The 14,482-nt window shown below is 69.1% G+C and carries 13 protein-coding genes; 1 reads left to right on the forward strand and 12 read right to left on the reverse strand.

Features of this window, described 5'->3' with window-relative positions; all coding sequences use genetic code 11:
• The 5 genes from NAG42_RS03530 to NAG42_RS03550 all read right to left on the reverse strand — a co-directional run bounded on the left by NAG42_RS03530 (position 1) and on the right by NAG42_RS03550 (position 5,647).
• Entirely contained in the window at positions 1 to 825 is an 825-nt protein-coding gene (locus tag NAG42_RS03530) for a carbohydrate ABC transporter permease (RefSeq protein ID WP_250027840.1), read from the reverse strand.
• Positions 822 to 1,775 (reverse strand): carbohydrate ABC transporter permease, encoded by a 954-nt coding sequence (locus tag NAG42_RS03535; RefSeq protein ID WP_250027841.1) that lies wholly within the window; start codon positions 1,773 to 1,775, stop codon positions 822 to 824. The genes NAG42_RS03530 and NAG42_RS03535 overlap by 4 nt, the downstream gene beginning before the upstream one ends.
• Complete coding sequence (locus NAG42_RS03540; RefSeq protein WP_250027842.1) at positions 1,765 to 3,099, reverse strand: ABC transporter substrate-binding protein; 1,335 nt, start codon at positions 3,097 to 3,099, stop codon at positions 1,765 to 1,767. Before NAG42_RS03540 ends, NAG42_RS03535 begins: the two co-directional genes overlap by 11 nt.
• On the reverse strand, positions 3,099 to 4,559 hold the full coding sequence (arfA, locus tag NAG42_RS03545; protein ID WP_250027843.1) for an arabinosylfuranosidase ArfA: 1,461 nt from the start codon (positions 4,557 to 4,559) through the stop codon (positions 3,099 to 3,101). Before arfA ends, NAG42_RS03540 begins: the two co-directional genes overlap by 1 nt.
• Before the next feature lie 77 nt (positions 4,560 to 4,636).
• The gene (locus NAG42_RS03550; RefSeq protein WP_250027844.1) at positions 4,637 to 5,647 is read right to left on the reverse strand and encodes a LacI family DNA-binding transcriptional regulator; all 1,011 of its coding nucleotides are present in this window, start codon (positions 5,645 to 5,647) and stop codon (positions 4,637 to 4,639) included.
• A 96-nt stretch (positions 5,648 to 5,743) separates the two neighbouring features.
• Here NAG42_RS03550 and NAG42_RS03555 point away from each other — a divergent pair, with 96 nt between their 5' ends.
• Positions 5,744 to 6,544, forward strand: coding sequence for an ATP-binding protein (locus tag NAG42_RS03555; RefSeq protein WP_250027845.1), 801 nt, complete (start codon positions 5,744 to 5,746; stop codon positions 6,542 to 6,544).
• Here the strand turns inward: NAG42_RS03555 and NAG42_RS03560 are convergent.
• The 7 genes from NAG42_RS03560 to NAG42_RS03590 form a co-directional block, all read right to left on the reverse strand.
• Complete coding sequence (locus NAG42_RS03560) at positions 6,528 to 7,826, reverse strand: sulfate adenylyltransferase subunit 1 (protein WP_250027846.1); 1,299 nt, start codon at positions 7,824 to 7,826, stop codon at positions 6,528 to 6,530. The two genes, NAG42_RS03555 and NAG42_RS03560, sit on opposite strands and share 17 nt — an antisense overlap.
• Positions 7,826 to 8,737: a sulfate adenylyltransferase subunit CysD gene (cysD, locus tag NAG42_RS03565; protein WP_250027847.1), complete on the reverse strand. Its 912-nt coding sequence runs from the start codon at positions 8,735 to 8,737 to the stop codon at positions 7,826 to 7,828. The genes NAG42_RS03560 and cysD overlap by 1 nt, the downstream gene beginning before the upstream one ends.
• A gap of 56 nt (positions 8,738 to 8,793) precedes the next feature.
• Entirely contained in the window at positions 8,794 to 9,681 is an 888-nt protein-coding gene (locus NAG42_RS03570) for a 3'(2'),5'-bisphosphate nucleotidase CysQ (protein ID WP_250027849.1), read from the reverse strand.
• 20 nt (positions 9,682 to 9,701) lie between these two features.
• Positions 9,702 to 11,537, reverse strand: coding sequence for a sugar transferase (locus tag NAG42_RS03575; RefSeq protein ID WP_308201102.1), 1,836 nt, complete (start codon positions 11,535 to 11,537; stop codon positions 9,702 to 9,704).
• Positions 11,538 to 11,678: 141 nt separating this feature from the next.
• Entirely contained in the window at positions 11,679 to 12,266 is a 588-nt protein-coding gene (gene pth / locus NAG42_RS03580) for an aminoacyl-tRNA hydrolase (protein ID WP_250027850.1), read from the reverse strand.
• 88 nt (positions 12,267 to 12,354) lie between these two features.
• Entirely contained in the window at positions 12,355 to 12,981 is a 627-nt protein-coding gene (locus tag NAG42_RS03585) for a 50S ribosomal protein L25/general stress protein Ctc (protein ID WP_250027852.1), read from the reverse strand.
• Positions 12,982 to 13,375: 394 nt separating this feature from the next.
• Positions 13,376 to 14,356 (reverse strand): ribose-phosphate diphosphokinase, encoded by a 981-nt coding sequence (locus NAG42_RS03590; protein WP_250027853.1) that lies wholly within the window; start codon positions 14,354 to 14,356, stop codon positions 13,376 to 13,378.
• Positions 14,357 to 14,482: the final 126 nt, after the last annotated feature.

Here is a 14,482-nt window from a genome sequence, read left to right on the forward strand (position 1 = left end):
TCATCCTTTCAGGCCGGAACGGGAGACACCCTCGATCACGTAGCGCTGCGCCACCATGAACAGCAGCAGCACCGGGATGCTGGCGACCAGCGCGCCCGCCATGATCACCGGGTAGTTGATCGTGTACGCGCCCTGCAGGATGGCCAGGCCGGGCGGCAGCGTGAACTGCTCGGGGCTGAACAGCACATAGATCGGCCAGATGAAGTCGTTCCAGTTGGTCAGGAAGCTGATCACGGCCAGCGTGGCCAGGGCCGGTTTGGACAGCGGCAGCACCACCCGGGTGAAGATCTGCCACGAGTTGGCCCCCTCGAGCACGGCCGCTTCCTCCAGTTCCTTGGGCAGGCTCAGGAAGAACTGCCGCAGGAAGAAGACGCCGAACGCGCCGGCCGCACCCGGGATGATCAGGGCCCACAGCGTGTCGAGCATGCCGAACCGGTCGACGATCAGGAAGTTCGGGATGATCAGCACGAAGCTGGGGATGAACAGCGTCGCGATGATCATGCCGAAGATCAGCTTCTTGCCCCGGAAGTCGAGCCGGGCCAGGGCGTACGCGGCCATCGACGCGACCGCCAGCACCAGCACCGCCTGGCCGGTGGCGGCCAGCACGCTGTTGAGGAACCAGCGCAGCACCGGCGTCTGGTCGTTGCCCAGCAGCGTGTCGAAGGCACCCGTGGTGGGCTCCTGGGGCAGCACCGTGGGCGGCACGCGGGTCGCCTCGCCGGGGGTCTTGAACGCGGTCAGCAGCATCCACACCAGCGGCGCGATGAAGACCAGGCTGAGTCCGATCAGGACGGTGTACCAGGCGATGGGCCGGACGCGCCTCATGAGTCCTTCTCCTTGAAGAGCCGGAACACGATCAGGCTGATCACCAGCAGGCACGCGGTGAGCAGGTAGCTCATGGCAGCGGCGCTGCCCATCTTGTAGTCGCTCAGGCCGACCTGGGCGATGTACATGATCGCCGTCCGGGTCTCGGTGCCCGGTGCGCCCTGGGTGATCAGGTAGGACTGGCCGAACATGTTGGCCGACACCAGCACCGTGTTGACCGTGACGAACAGCAGCACCGGCCGCAGCCCGGGCAGTGTCACGTGCCGGAACTCGGCCCATTTGCCACCGCCGTCGATCCGCGCCGCCTCGTAGAGCTCACGCGGGATGTCCTGCAGACCGGCCAGATAGATCACCGCGTTGAAGCCGAGCGTCCACCACACGGTCACGCCGACGAGCGTGACCCAGGCCCAGGGCAGCGCCGTCGTCCACGGGGTGTCCCCGGGCAGCCCGATCGCGCCGAGCACGGAGTTGACCACGCCCAGGTTGGGGTCGAGCACAAAACGCCAGAGCACACCGATCACGGCGACCCCGAGGACGTACGGCGCGAAGTAGACCGCCCGGAAGAAGGTGCGGCCCTTGAAGCTGCGGTTGAGCAGCAGCGCCAGCAGCAGCGGGATGGACAGCAGCAGCGGCACGCTGAACAGCGTGAAGATGCCGGTGGCGGTCAGGCTCTCCCACCAGAAGCTGTAGACCGCCGAGTTCGAGTCGAACAACGCCTTGTAGTTGTCCAGCCCCACGAACGGCTTGCCCGGCAGCAGGTAGTCCCAGTCGTGCAGGCTGATCCACAGGCCGTAGACCGCCGGCGCCAGCACGAAGGTGGCGAACACGACGAAGTACGGCAACAGGAACAGGTACGCCGTGAGTGGTCCGGTCCGGCGCACCCGGCCGCCGGCGCCGGCCTCCCCTGCCTGCGCCGGCGGCGTACGGGAAAGTGCGGTCTCAGCTGCCATATTTCTTGGCGTTCTGCTCCAGGAGCTGGTTGGCCTTGGCGGCGCCGTCGGACAGCGCCTTGGCCGGCTCCTTGCGTCCGAGGACAGCCTCGTTGATCGACGTGACGACGGTCGCCATCACGTCGGCGATGCCGGGCTTGGGCGGCAGGAAGTGCAGGTCGTCGATCTGCGAGCCGATCGCCGACTGCTCGGGCAGCGCCTTGAAGTCGGCGCCGTTGCGGATCTCGGCGCGGGCCGGCACCTGGCCGCCGCGGGCCCACTCGATCGAGTGCTGGCTGATCCAGTTGATGAAGACCTTGCCCGCGGCCAGCTTGTTGTCGTCCTTGGCCTTCTGCTTGAACTGCACGAACTGGTGCGAGCCGGCCCAGGCCGCCTTCTGCGAGCCGATCTGCGGCAGCGGCGCCACGCCCCACTGGAGGTTCTTGTCCTCCTTGAGCGTGTTGATGGTCCAGATGCCGTTCCAGTTGAACGCGTTCTTGCCGTTGCGCAGGGCCACCAGATCGGCGTCCTGGGCCACGTTCTTGGGGCTGTAGCCGTTCTTGACGTGGTCGGTCATCCAGGTCAGGGCCTGCACGCCGGGCTGCTCGGCGAAGAGCGCCTTGGTGCCCTGGTCGTCGAAGAGGTTGCCGCCGAACTGCCAGAGCAGCGACTGGAACTGCATGCTGCCGGTGAACTCGAACGGGGTGACCCAGTCGCCCTGGATCCCCTTGGCCTTCATCGACTCCAGGGCCGCCTGGTATTCGTCGTTGTTCGTCGGCGGCTTCTCCGGGTCGAGGCCGGCCTTCTCCATCACGGCCTTGTTGTAGAAGAAGCCGAGCGGGTGCACGTCGAGCGGGATCGAGTAGCGGGTGTTGTTGTAGACGCCCGCGTTCCAGACCGGCGGCGAGAAGTCCTCGGCCTTGAAGTTCAGGGCCTTGGCCAGGTCCTCCAGCGGCAGGATGACCCCGCGGGCGGCATTCGTGGACACGTGGTCGACGTGCATGATGCCGACGTCGGGGCCGTTGCCGGTGGCCACCGCGGCCGGCGTCTTCTGGTAGTAGTCGGCCCACTGGTAGGTGTTCATCGACACCTTGATGTTGGGGTGCTCGGTGTTGAACTGGTCGACCAGCTTCTTCATGAACGGACCGTCACCGCCGGTGAAGCCGTTCCAGAAGGCCAGCGCCACGTTGGGCCCGGTGTACGCGGTCGCCGCGGGCGCGGCGTTCTGCCCACCGCCGGTGACCTTGTCGTTCGGACCGCTGTCGCCGCACGCGCCGAGGAGCACTGCTCCACCTGCGCCGACGCCTAGGCCCATCAGGCCGCGGCGGGTGAAATGCATATTCATCAGGACTCCTCGGGAGTGAGGCACAGCGCGTGCCAGGAGACGGGAGGTAGGAGGATCTCGTCGTTGTGGTCCACGGAGAGCGTGGTCAGCTCGGGGTTGCCGGCGCTGAGGGTGAGGTGTTGCCGCAGGCGGTGGCGCGGGAACGCGCGCAGGTCGACGGCGAGCGGCACCGGCTCGGTGCCACGGTTGACCAGGAAGACGGTGAGGGCGCCGGACTCCTCGTCGTGGGTGGCCACGGCGTCGACGGCCGGCACCTCACCGAAACGGCCGGTGGTCATGTCCGGCGAGGTGACGGCGGGGCGCAGCACGGTTCCCCGGGCCAGGCGGGCGGTATGCGCGAACGGGTGGAAAATTGTCTGCCGCCAGGCCTCGCCGCCGGCCCGGGTGCGGATCGGCGCGATCACGTTGACCAGCTGGGCCTGCGCGCCGACGGTCACCCGGTCGGCGTGCCGCAGCATGCTGATCAGCAGGTTGCCGACCACCACGGCGTCGGTGCCGTTGTAGTCGTCCTCGATCAGGGCCGGCAGGTCCTCGATCGCCCGGTCCTCGGGCTCGGTGAACCGCGACTGGTACCACACGTTCCACTCGTCGAGCGACAGGTTGATCCGCTTCTGGCGGCGCATCCGGGCCCGGACGTGATCGGCCGTGGCGACCACGTTGTCGATGAAGCCGTCGAGGTCGACGGCGGACGCCCGGAAGCTGGCCTCGTCGTGCTTCTCGGGGTCGTAGTAGCTGTGCAGCGAGATGTAGTCGACCTGGTCATAGGCGTGCTCCAGGACGGTGGCCTCCCACGCGGCGAAGGTCGGCATGTCCGAGTTGGAGCTGCCGCAGGCGACCAGCTCGATGCTCGGGTCGACCCGGCGCATGGCGTGCCCGGCGCGAGCGGCCAGCCGTCCGTACTCGTCGGCGGTGAGGCTGCCGATCTGCCAGGGCCCGTCCATCTCGTTGCCCAGACACCACAGCCGGACGTCGTGGGGTTGCGCGACGCCGTGCTTGCGGCGCAGGTCGGAGGCGGCCGTGCCCTCGGCGAGGTTGCAGTACTCGACCAGCTCGGCGGCCGCCTCGATGCCCCGCGTGCCCAGGTTGACGGCCATCATCGGCTCGACGCCGGCCAGCGACGACCAGCGCATGAACTCGTTGAGCCCGAACGCGTTGCTCTCCAGGGCCCGCCAGGCCAGGTCGAGCCGTCGTGGGCGGTCGCCGCGCGGGCCGACCCCGTCCTCCCAGCGGTAGCCGGAGACGAAGTTGCCGCCCGGGTAGCGGACCATGGTCACGCCGAGCTCGCGCACCAGGTCGAGCACGTCGCCGCGCAGACCGTCGGCGTCGGCGGAGGGATGACCGGGTTCGAAGATGCCCGTGTAGACACATCGCCCCATGTGCTCGACGAACGAGCCGAAGAGCCGCCGGTCGACGGGGGCGATCGTGAAGGCCGGGTCCAAGGTGAGCTGCGCCACTGCCATGACACCTTTTTTACAACGTTGCATTCATCGTTGTAAAGAGACGGCGGTAAAGATCCCGAAACGTTCTCGAAACGACGTCAGGCGCCGGTGCTCTCGCGGGCCACCAGCCGGTGATCCACGCGCAGCTCCCGGGGCGCCCCCGACGGGGTCGACCCCTCGCCGAGGCGCTCGGCCAGCAGGTCGACCGCGAGCTGGGCGATCCGGGGCGCGTCGGGCGCGATCGTGCTCAGCGTGGGCGTCGAGAACCGCCCGTCCTCGATGTCGTCGAAGCCGATCACCGCGATGTCGTCCGGCACCGGGATCCCCCGCGACAACAGCGTCCGCAGTGCGCCCAGCGCGAGCAGATCGTTGAAGCAGAACACCGCGTCCGGCGGCGAGTCCGTGTCGAGCAGCCGAGCCATCGCGGCCGCCCCGTCGGCCCGGTGGAAGCCCTCGGCGGGCATCTCGAGCGCCGTGTCGATGGGCAGCCCGGCCTCGGCCAGCGCGGCCCGGTAGCCGGCCAGCCGCTGGTGGGCGGTCACCGCCGACGGCTTGTCCTGCACCCCGATCGCGGCGATCCGCCGCCGGCCGAGCGCGGTGAGATGCCCGGTCGCGTCGGCCGCGGCCGCGGTGTTGTCGATCGCCACGTGGTCGGCCGGCCCGTGCCAGACGCGCTCGCCGAGCAGCACCATCGGGGTGCCGTCGCGCAGCGCCAGCTCCTCGCCGGCCAGCGCCAGCGGGCTGAAGATCAGTCCGTCGATGGCGTGCCGGCGCAGACCCTCGACCAGGTCCCGCTCGCGCTCGGCCAGCCCGTCGGTCTGATCGATCAGCACCGTCCATGATCGACGCTCGGCGGCCTGCACGATCAGCCCGGCGATCTCCGCGAAATAGGGCGACTGGAGCTCGGGCACGGCCAGCGCGATCACCCCGGAGCGGCCGCTGCGAAGCTGCCGGGCGGCGATGTTGGGCACGTAGCCGAGGGCCTCGATCGCGGCCTGGACACGGGCGCGGGTGGTCGGGGCGACGTGCACATAACCATTGACGACATTGGAGACCGTCTTGATCGACACACCGGCCCGCGCGGCGACGTCCTTGAGCCCAGGTGGCACGGAGAAGGACTATACAACGTTGCAGTACTTAAAGCCGATCACCCGGCGGAGCTAAGGCGAGCCGGAAACACCGGTATCGGCGATTACCGTGGTCGCATGTCCAGGAGCGCAGCGTGTCTGCCGGGGAAGCAACCCACTGTCCACCTCGAGTGCGACGACGATGCGTCGGTGGTGCTCCTGACCGTCGACGGTGCCTGGAGCCGGGCGCTGTGGCAGCGCACCACCGAGCTGGTGCACAAGTGCCTGGCCGAGCACCCCGAGGCACTCATCGTGGACCTCTCCGGGCTGGACGACTCCGCCGGCGTGAGCGCCCCCACCTGGGTGACCGCTCGGCGCACGGCGGCCGCGATGACCCCGCCGGTGCAGGTGGCGCTCTGCATCCCGCCCGAGCGCCCGCTGGCCGATCGGATGCAGCGCCTCGGTGCCCGGCGCTTCCTGCCGGTCTACGCCCGCGTCCGGCAGGCCCGGGTGGCCATCGCCAGCCGGCTGCCGCTGACCGAGCGGCTCGTGCTCACCCTGCCCGCCGAGCCCGACTCCCCGAGCATCGCCCGCAACCTGGTCAGCGACGCCTGCCTGGCCTGGGACCGGAGCGCACTGCTGCACCCGGCCCGGGCGGTGATGTCGGAGCTGGTGACCAACGCGATCGAGCACGCGCGGACCGAGGTGACGGTGGTCGTCAGCCTGCGCGGCGAGGGCATCCATCTCAGTGTGGCCGACGGGGTCACCGACCCGCCCCGGCTGATCAAACCGGGACGGGTCCGGCGTGACCGGCCGCTCGACGAGCGCGGCCGCGGGTTGCGCGTGGTCACCGAGCTCGCGGTGGCCTGGGGCACCCTGCCGACTCGTACGGGAAAGGTCGTCTGGGCGACGATGCTGCCGCCTACTGCGCCTCGATGATCATGCCGGCACCGACCGTGCGGTTGGTGCTCTCGTCGATCAGGATGAAGCCGCCGGTCGTCCGGTTCCGCCGGTATTCGTCGGCCAGCAGCGGCACGGTCGTGCGCAGCCGCACCCGGCCGATCTCGTTGAGCTGCAGCTCGCCGGCCTGCTCGTCACGGTGCAGTGTGTTGACGTCCAGGCGGTACTGCAGGCCGCGGATCACCGTGCGGGCCGTCCGGGTGGTGTGCTTGATGGCGTATTTGCCGCCGACCCGCAGCGGGGCGGTCTCGTCCATCCAGCAGACCATCGCCTCGATGTCCTGGGCGACCGCCGGGGCGTTGTGCGGGCGGCAGATCAGGTCACCGCGCGAGATGTCGATCTCGTCGTTGAGCCGCACCGTGACCGACATGGGCGGGAACGCCTCGTCGACCGGGCCATCGGCGGTGTCGATGCCGGCGATCGTGCTGGTCATGCCGGACGGGAGCACCAGGACCTCGTCGCCCGGCTTGAGCACGCCCGAGGCGACCTGGCCGGCGTAACCGCGGTAGTCGGTCACCGTGGTCGACTGCGGACGGATCACGTATTGCACCGGGAACCGCACGTCGACCAGGTTGCGGTCGCTGGCGATGTGCACGTGCTCGAGGTGGTGCAGCAGCGACGGGCCGTCGTACCAGGGGCTGTTCTCGGAGCGCGAGGCGATGTTGTCACCGTTGAGCGCCGACACCGGGATGATCGTCAGGTCGCCGATCTCGAGCTTGGCCGCGAACGAGGTGAACTCGTCGGCGATCCGGTCGTAGACGGCCTTGTCCCAGTCGACCAGGTCCATCTTGTTGATGCAGAGCACCAGGTGCGGCACCCGCAGCAGCGAGGTCAGGAACGCGTGCCGGCGGGACTGCTCGACCAGGCCCTTGCGCGCGTCGACCAGGATCAGCGCCAGGTCGGCGGTGGAGGCACCGGTGACCATGTTGCGGGTGTACTGGATGTGCCCCGGGGTGTCGGCGATGATGAACTTGCGCCGCGGGGTGGCGAAGTAGCGGTAGGCCACATCGATCGTGATGCCCTGCTCGCGCTCGGCCCGCAGACCGTCGGTGAGCAGCGCCAGGTTGGTGTATTCGTCGCCGCGGGACGCGCTCGCCGCCTCGACGGCCTCCAGCTGGTCGGCGAAGATCGTCTTGGTGTCGTACAGCAGACGGCCGATGAGGGTCGACTTGCCGTCGTCGACGCTGCCCGCGGTGGCGAACCGCAGCAGGTCCATGCGGGCGGCCGGCGCCGCCTCGTTCTCCAGGACGGCCTGGCTCATCAGAAGTAACCCTCTCGCTTGCGGTCTTCCATCGCGGCCTCGCTGACCTTGTCGTCGCCGCGGGTGGCGCCGCGCTCGGTGATCCGGGTGGCGGCGACCTCGTCGATCACCTTGTCCACCGTGTCGGCCTCGGACAGCACGGCCGCGGTCTGCGAGGCGTCGCCCACCGTGCGGTAACGGACCCGGCGCACCTCGGAGGTCTCGCCGTCCTTGAGCCGGATGAACTCGTTGACCGCGTAGAACATCCCGCCGCGCTCGACGACCTCACGGTCGTGCGCGTAGTAGATGCTCGGCAGCGGGACCTGCTCCTTGGCGATGTAGTGCCAGATGTCCAGCTCGGTCCAGTTGGACAGCGGGAACACCCGGATCGACTCGCCGGGGTGGTGCCGGCCGTTGTAGAGGCCCCACAGCTCGGGCCGCTGGTTCTTCGGGTCCCACTGGCCGAACTCGTCGCGGAAGCTGAACATCCGCTCCTTGGCGCGGGCCTTCTCCTCGTCGCGGCGCGCGCCCCCGAACAGGGCGTCGAACCGGTATTTCTCGACGGCGGCCAGCAGCACCGGGGTCTGGATGCGGTTACGGGTGCCGTCGGGCAGCTCCCGCACGTGACCGCTGTCGATCGCCTCCTGCACGCTGGCGACCACCAGGTTGAGCCCGAGGGTGGCGACCCGGGAGTCGCGGTACTCGAGCACCTCGGGGAAGTTGTGGCCGGTGTCGATGTGCATGACCGGGAACGGGATGCGCGCGGGGGCGAACGCCTTCTCGGCGAGGCGCAGCATCACGATCGAGTCCTTGCCGCCCGAGAAGAGCAGGACGGGACGCTCGAACTCGGCCATGACCTCGCGCATCACAAAGATGCTCTCGGCTTCCAGGGCATCCAGGTGCGAGACACGGTACGGCTTCGTCTGGCTCATCTTGATGGGCTCCAGACCTCTCAGGGGGTTGCGGCTGTGTTGCCCTTAGACAACCGTCATTCTGACGGAAGGTGACGCTGCAACGCTGCAAGCAACCGAGGAGCGAGATCCTTACGGCACACCACCAGGTCCGGCAACTTAGGGTCGGCCTCGTTGTATTTCAGCTCAGATCCGTCGATCCGGCTAGCGTGCAGGCCGGTGGCCAATGCCACAGCGACCGGTGCGGCCGAGTCCCACTCGTACTGGCCGCCGGCGTGGACGTACGCGTCGGCCTCGCCGCTGATCACCGCGGCGATCTTCACCCCGGCCGAGCCCATCGGCACCAGCTCGGCCCCGATGTCGCCGGCCAGCGCGGTGACGAAGGCCGGCGGCCGGGTGCGGCTGGCGGCGATCCGGATCGGCCGGGCGGTCGCGTCGAGCGGCATCGGCGGGTACGCCGGGGCGTGGTCGGTGGCGATCGTCCGGTGCTGGGCCGGCATCGCGACCGCGCCCGCGGCCAGGCACGACGGGCTCGAGCAGTCGGCCGTCCAGAGGGCCACGTGAACGGCCCAGTCGGGGCGGCCCTCTTCGGAGAACTCCCGGGTGCCGTCGAGCGGGTCGATGATCCAGACGCGCGAGGCGCCGAGCCGCTCGGGGCGTACGGTCTGGTGCTCGCCCTCGCGCCACGCGTCACGCGCGTGGTCGTCCTCCTCGGAGAGCACCGCGTCGGCCGGGCGCCAGCGGGCCAGCTCGGCCCGCATCAGGTGGTGCGCGGCCTTGTCGCCGGCCGCCTTGAGCGCCTTGCCGTCGGCGAAGCCCATGTCCTGGCGGACCTGGAGCAGCACCTGCCCGGCCCGGTCGGCCAGCCAGCGCGCGAAGGCGGCGTCGTTCACCGGCGGGATGCCACCGTCGCCGCTCTCCCGCTGGGAGGCCACGCGCGCCGACGTCTCTGTCTGCTCGCCCATTCTCTCGCCACTCCCCAAGTTCAGTACGCTCCGGACGACCGCACCACTGCGGTCATGGTGCGCAACAGGATCACCAGATCCAAGCTGAGTGTCCAGTTCTCCACATAGCGCAGGTCGAGCCGGACCGCTTCCTCCCACGGCAGGTCCGAACGTCCGGAAACCTGCCACAGGCCTGTCATGCCCGGCTTGACGGCGAGCCGGCGCCGCACGTCGTCGGCGTACGCCGCCACCTCGGAGGGCAGCGGCGGTCGCGGTCCGACCAGCGACATCTGCCCCAGCACCACGTTCAGCAGCTGCGGCAGCTCGTCGAGCGAGAAACGTCGCAGATAGCGGCCGACCCGGGTCACCCGCGGATCGTCGCGCATCTTGAAGAGCACACCGTCGTGCTCGTTCAGATGCCGCAGCTCGGCGAGCCGTGCCTCGGCATCCACAAACATGCTCCGGAACTTGAAGATGCGGAACAACCGTCCGTCACGACCGACCCGCACCTGCCGAAAGAGTACCGGCCCGCGTGAGGTGTATCGCACACAGAGGGCGATGGTGAGCAGTAAGGGACCGAAGACCATCAATAGAGCGAGGGCGCCGAGCCGGTCGAAGACCTCCTTGACCAGCCGCGATCCGCCGTGCAGGCGGGGGTGCTCGACGTGCAGCATCGGCAGGCCGTCGAACGGGCGGATCGTCGTACGGGCCCCGGCCACGTCGACCAGGGCACTCGCGACGACCAGGTCGACCTCGTCGCGCTCCAGCCGCCAGGCCAGCCGGCGCAGCGCCTCACCGTCGAGCTCGGGACAGCTCAGCACGACCACCGTGTCGGCGTCGGCCTGCTCGACCGCGCCGGCCACGTCGTCGAACGAGCCATAGACGGCCAGCCCCTGCGATCCGCCCACCCCGACACCGTCGTGCCCGGGCGGCAGGCAGGCGCCCACCACCTCGAGCCCGTGGTAGCGCTCGCGCCGCAACTGCCGGGACATGCCGATCACCGACAGCTCGTGCCCGACCAGGATCACCCGTCGCAGGCTCTCACCGCGGGCCCGGGACAGGTGCAGCCGCTTGCGCAAGGCGAAACGCAGCACCACCGCGGTGCCTATCGCCGTCGGCAGGGCGGCCAGCACATAGCCGCGGGCCAGGTCCAGATCGAGGGCGTACGACACCAGGGCGGCACCGGCGATCAGCCCGACCCCACCGCGGAAGACCCGTTGATATTCGTCGGTGCCCACGAACAGGTAGCGCCGCTCGTAGGCCCGCGAGACCGCCAGCACGGCCAGCAGCAGCACTGGCAGCAGGGCCGACAGGACCATGTAGGCGCGGTTGTAGCTCGTCACCTCGTCGCCGAAGCGCAGCCCGAACGTGACCGCGCCGGCCGCCGTACCGGCCACCAGATCGCAGAGCACCAGCGAGCGCACGTACTGCCGCTCCCAGCGCTGACGGCGCGACATCGCGGCGTGGCGGCCGCGCACCCGGATGAAGGGCCGCGCGGCCGGGCGGGCCGCCGCCGACTTGTTGGGCCGGTCCGACCAGTGCCGGTCGACCGCCTGATTCCGGGTCAGGTCGGGGCGGCCCCGGGTGGTGGCCGGCGGCGCATTGTCGGATTTGCCGCCTGGCTGATCCAGCCGGTTGGGCGAGGCCGGCCGCCCCGGAGCCACCGGGCTCAGATACATCGTCCCGGCCGGCGGCGGGCTCATCGGGGCCACCGGCGCCGGGATCCTCGTCCGGGTGGGACCCGGGTTGGCCGGCGGATGATTGGCCCAGCCGAAGCCGTCCGGCGCGTGCACCGGCGGGCGGACCGGCCGGATCGCCGGCAACAGCACGGTCGGCTGGGACAGCACCGCCTCCTGCGCGGACAGCTTCTGCTGCACCCCGAACCTCCCCCAAACGCCGGTCGCTTTTGCACCGATCCGGTGCATACGTCTGACCAACGGTCGGACAGTCAAGAGCGTCACGGGATCAGGGGACGGACAAAACCGCCCAAATGATCTAGAGGTTTCGTCCCCGCGGCATCAACCGCCGTGGTATTTGTTCTGCGCCCACTCCACGCCCTCGAGCACGATCGCCTCGACCACATCGGCCGCGCGATCCACCAGGAAGTCCCGTTCCTTGCGCTCAGCGGAGGAGAAGTCGGAGAGCACATAGTCGGCCGCGTCCTGCCGGCCCGGCGGGCGGCCGATCCCGAACCGCACCCGCGCGTACTCCTTGCTCGCCAACGACTTCGACATGGACCGCAGTCCGTTGTGGCCACCCTCACCACCACCACGCTTGGCCCGTACCTGCCCGAACGGAACATCAAGCTCATCGTGCACGGCAATCACGTTCGACACCGGCACTTTGAAGAACTGGGCCAGCGAGACCACCGGCGCGCCGGACAAGTTCATGTAGGTCAGCGGCTTCAGCAACACCAGCTTCGGACCCCCGAACCCGAGACGCCCCTCGGCCATCTCGGCCTGCGCACGCTTCGCCCGGCCGAACTTGGCGCCCACCCGCGACGCCAGCAGATCGGCCACCATGAAACCCACGTTGTGCCGGTTGCCGGCGAACTCCTTGCCCGGATTACCGAGACCGACCACCAGCCACGGCGACTCGTCGCCCACTCACTCCTCCAGACACGACTGCGGGGAAAGTGCCTCAGCGGCACTTTCCCCGGTCACTGCTCGTACGCCGACTTGGCGGTTCCCGCTACTACTCCGCGGGCGCGGCCTCGGCGGTCTCGCCCTCGGTGGTCTCGCCACCCTCGGTGTCACCCTCGAGCTGCTCGGCGGTCTGCGCCTGCGACACGATGGCGAGCACGAAGTCGGGCTCGACGGCCAGCTCGGTGCCGGTGGGCAGCTGCACATCGCCGGCGGTGATCTGAGCGCCCGCCTCGAGGCCCTCGATCGACACCTCGAAACCGGACGGCAGGTGCATCGCCTCGGCCACCACGGCCAGCGTGTTGGACTCGTTGACGACCAGGGTGTTGCGGGCGGCCTCGCCGACCAGCGTCACCGGGACGTCGACCTGGACCTTCTCGCCACGCTTGACGATGATCAGGTCGACGTGCTCGTAGGTGTCCTTGATCGGGTCACGCTGGATGGCCTTGGGCAGGGCCAGCGTGGCACCCGAGGCGCCGACGATGTCGATGGTGAACACGGTGTTGAGTCCACCGTGCCGGATGGCGGCCGCGAACTCACGAGCCGGCAGCGCGATGTGCACCGGCTTCTCGCCGTGGCCGTAAAGCACGGCGGGCACCAAACCGGCCCGGCGCGTGCGGCGGGCACCACCCTTGCCGAACTCGGTGCGGGGCTCGGCGCTGATCTTTACCTCGGACACGGGGAAACTCCTGAAACTCTTGGATCGGGCTGCGACTAAGTCGGCGGGCAAGCGGTCCGGCAGTATGTGCAAGCAAGCGGCCGCCGTCGGTGCTGGAGGCCGTCGTCGGCGCTGCCGGGCAAGGGGGCGCGCTGGGCACAGGCCCGGAGCACCGCGTCGATCACGGTGCCCCCGAAATGGCTGCGAACCTCAGCAGACCGCGGGACACCCTCGCCGTGGCAACCGCTCTATCTTACCTTCCGCACGCGTGCACCCATCAGCGGGTCCGGCGTGGTCCCGCACCGACCGCGAACTTCACCCGCACGATGCACCCCGCGGCGGGAAATCTTCGGCGCACCACGCCGTAAAACGGGCAAAATACGCAGCCACGCAGATCACAAAACCTGCTCCCGCGTCAGCTGAGCCCGCCGAACAGCGTAGTCACCGAGCCGTCGTCGAAAACCTCACGAATCGCCCGGGCCAGCAGCGGCGCGATCGACAGCACGGTGATCTTGTCGAGGCGCTTCTCCGGCGGCAACGGCAACGTATTGGTCACCACCAGCTCGCTGATCCGGCTGTTCTTCAACCGCTCGGTCGCCGGATCCGACAACAACGCGTGCGTCGACGCCACAATCACATCGGCCGCACCCTCGTCCCACAGGATGTCGGCCGCCTTCGTGATCGTGCCACCGGTGTCGATCATGTCGTCGACGATCAGGCAGACCCGGCCCTCGACCTCACCGACCACGCGGTTGGCCACCACCTGATTGGGCTTCAACGGATCCCGGGTCTTGTGGATGAACGCCAGCGGGCAACCACCCAACCGGTCGGTCCACCGCTCGGCCACCCGCACCCGGCCCGAATCGGGCGCGACCACGGTCAACGGCCGGCCGGCGAACTTCTTCTCCACATGCTCGGCCAAGATGTCCATCGCGAACAGGTGATCGACCGGGCCGTCGAAGAAACCCTGGATCTGCGCGGTGTGCAGATCCACCGTCAGGATCCGGTTGGCCCCGGCCGTCTTCAGCAGATCGGCCACCAGCCGAGCCGAGATCGGCTCCCGGCCCCGGTGCTTCTTGTCCTGCCGCGCATACGGATAGAACGGCAGCACGACGGTGATCCGCTTGGCCGACCCGCGCTTCAACGCGTCGATCATGATCAGGGTCTCCATGACCCAGCGGTTGACACCCTCGGTCATCGACTGCACGACAAACGCGTCCGAACCACGGACCGAATCCTTGAAACGGACGAAAATCTCACCGTTGGCGAACTCGTACGAATCGGCGGGAGTCGGCGCGACGCCGAGCACCTGGCCGATCTCCTCCGCCAGCTCCGGGAAACCCCGCCCGGAGAAAAGCATCAGAGACTTACGGTTCTCCGCGACGATGCTGCCCATCGGCTCGCTACTCCCGTTGGATCGAGGGGGTGGGGATGTGATTCCCGTGAAGTATCCCCCGCGGCCACATTCCCGCCACGTTCCGCGGCCACCGGGTGGGATGCCTCACCCTCGCCGGATCACTCC

Source organism: Paractinoplanes maris, assembly GCF_023544465.1.
GTDB lineage: Bacteria > Actinomycetota > Actinomycetes > Mycobacteriales > Micromonosporaceae > Actinoplanes > Actinoplanes maris.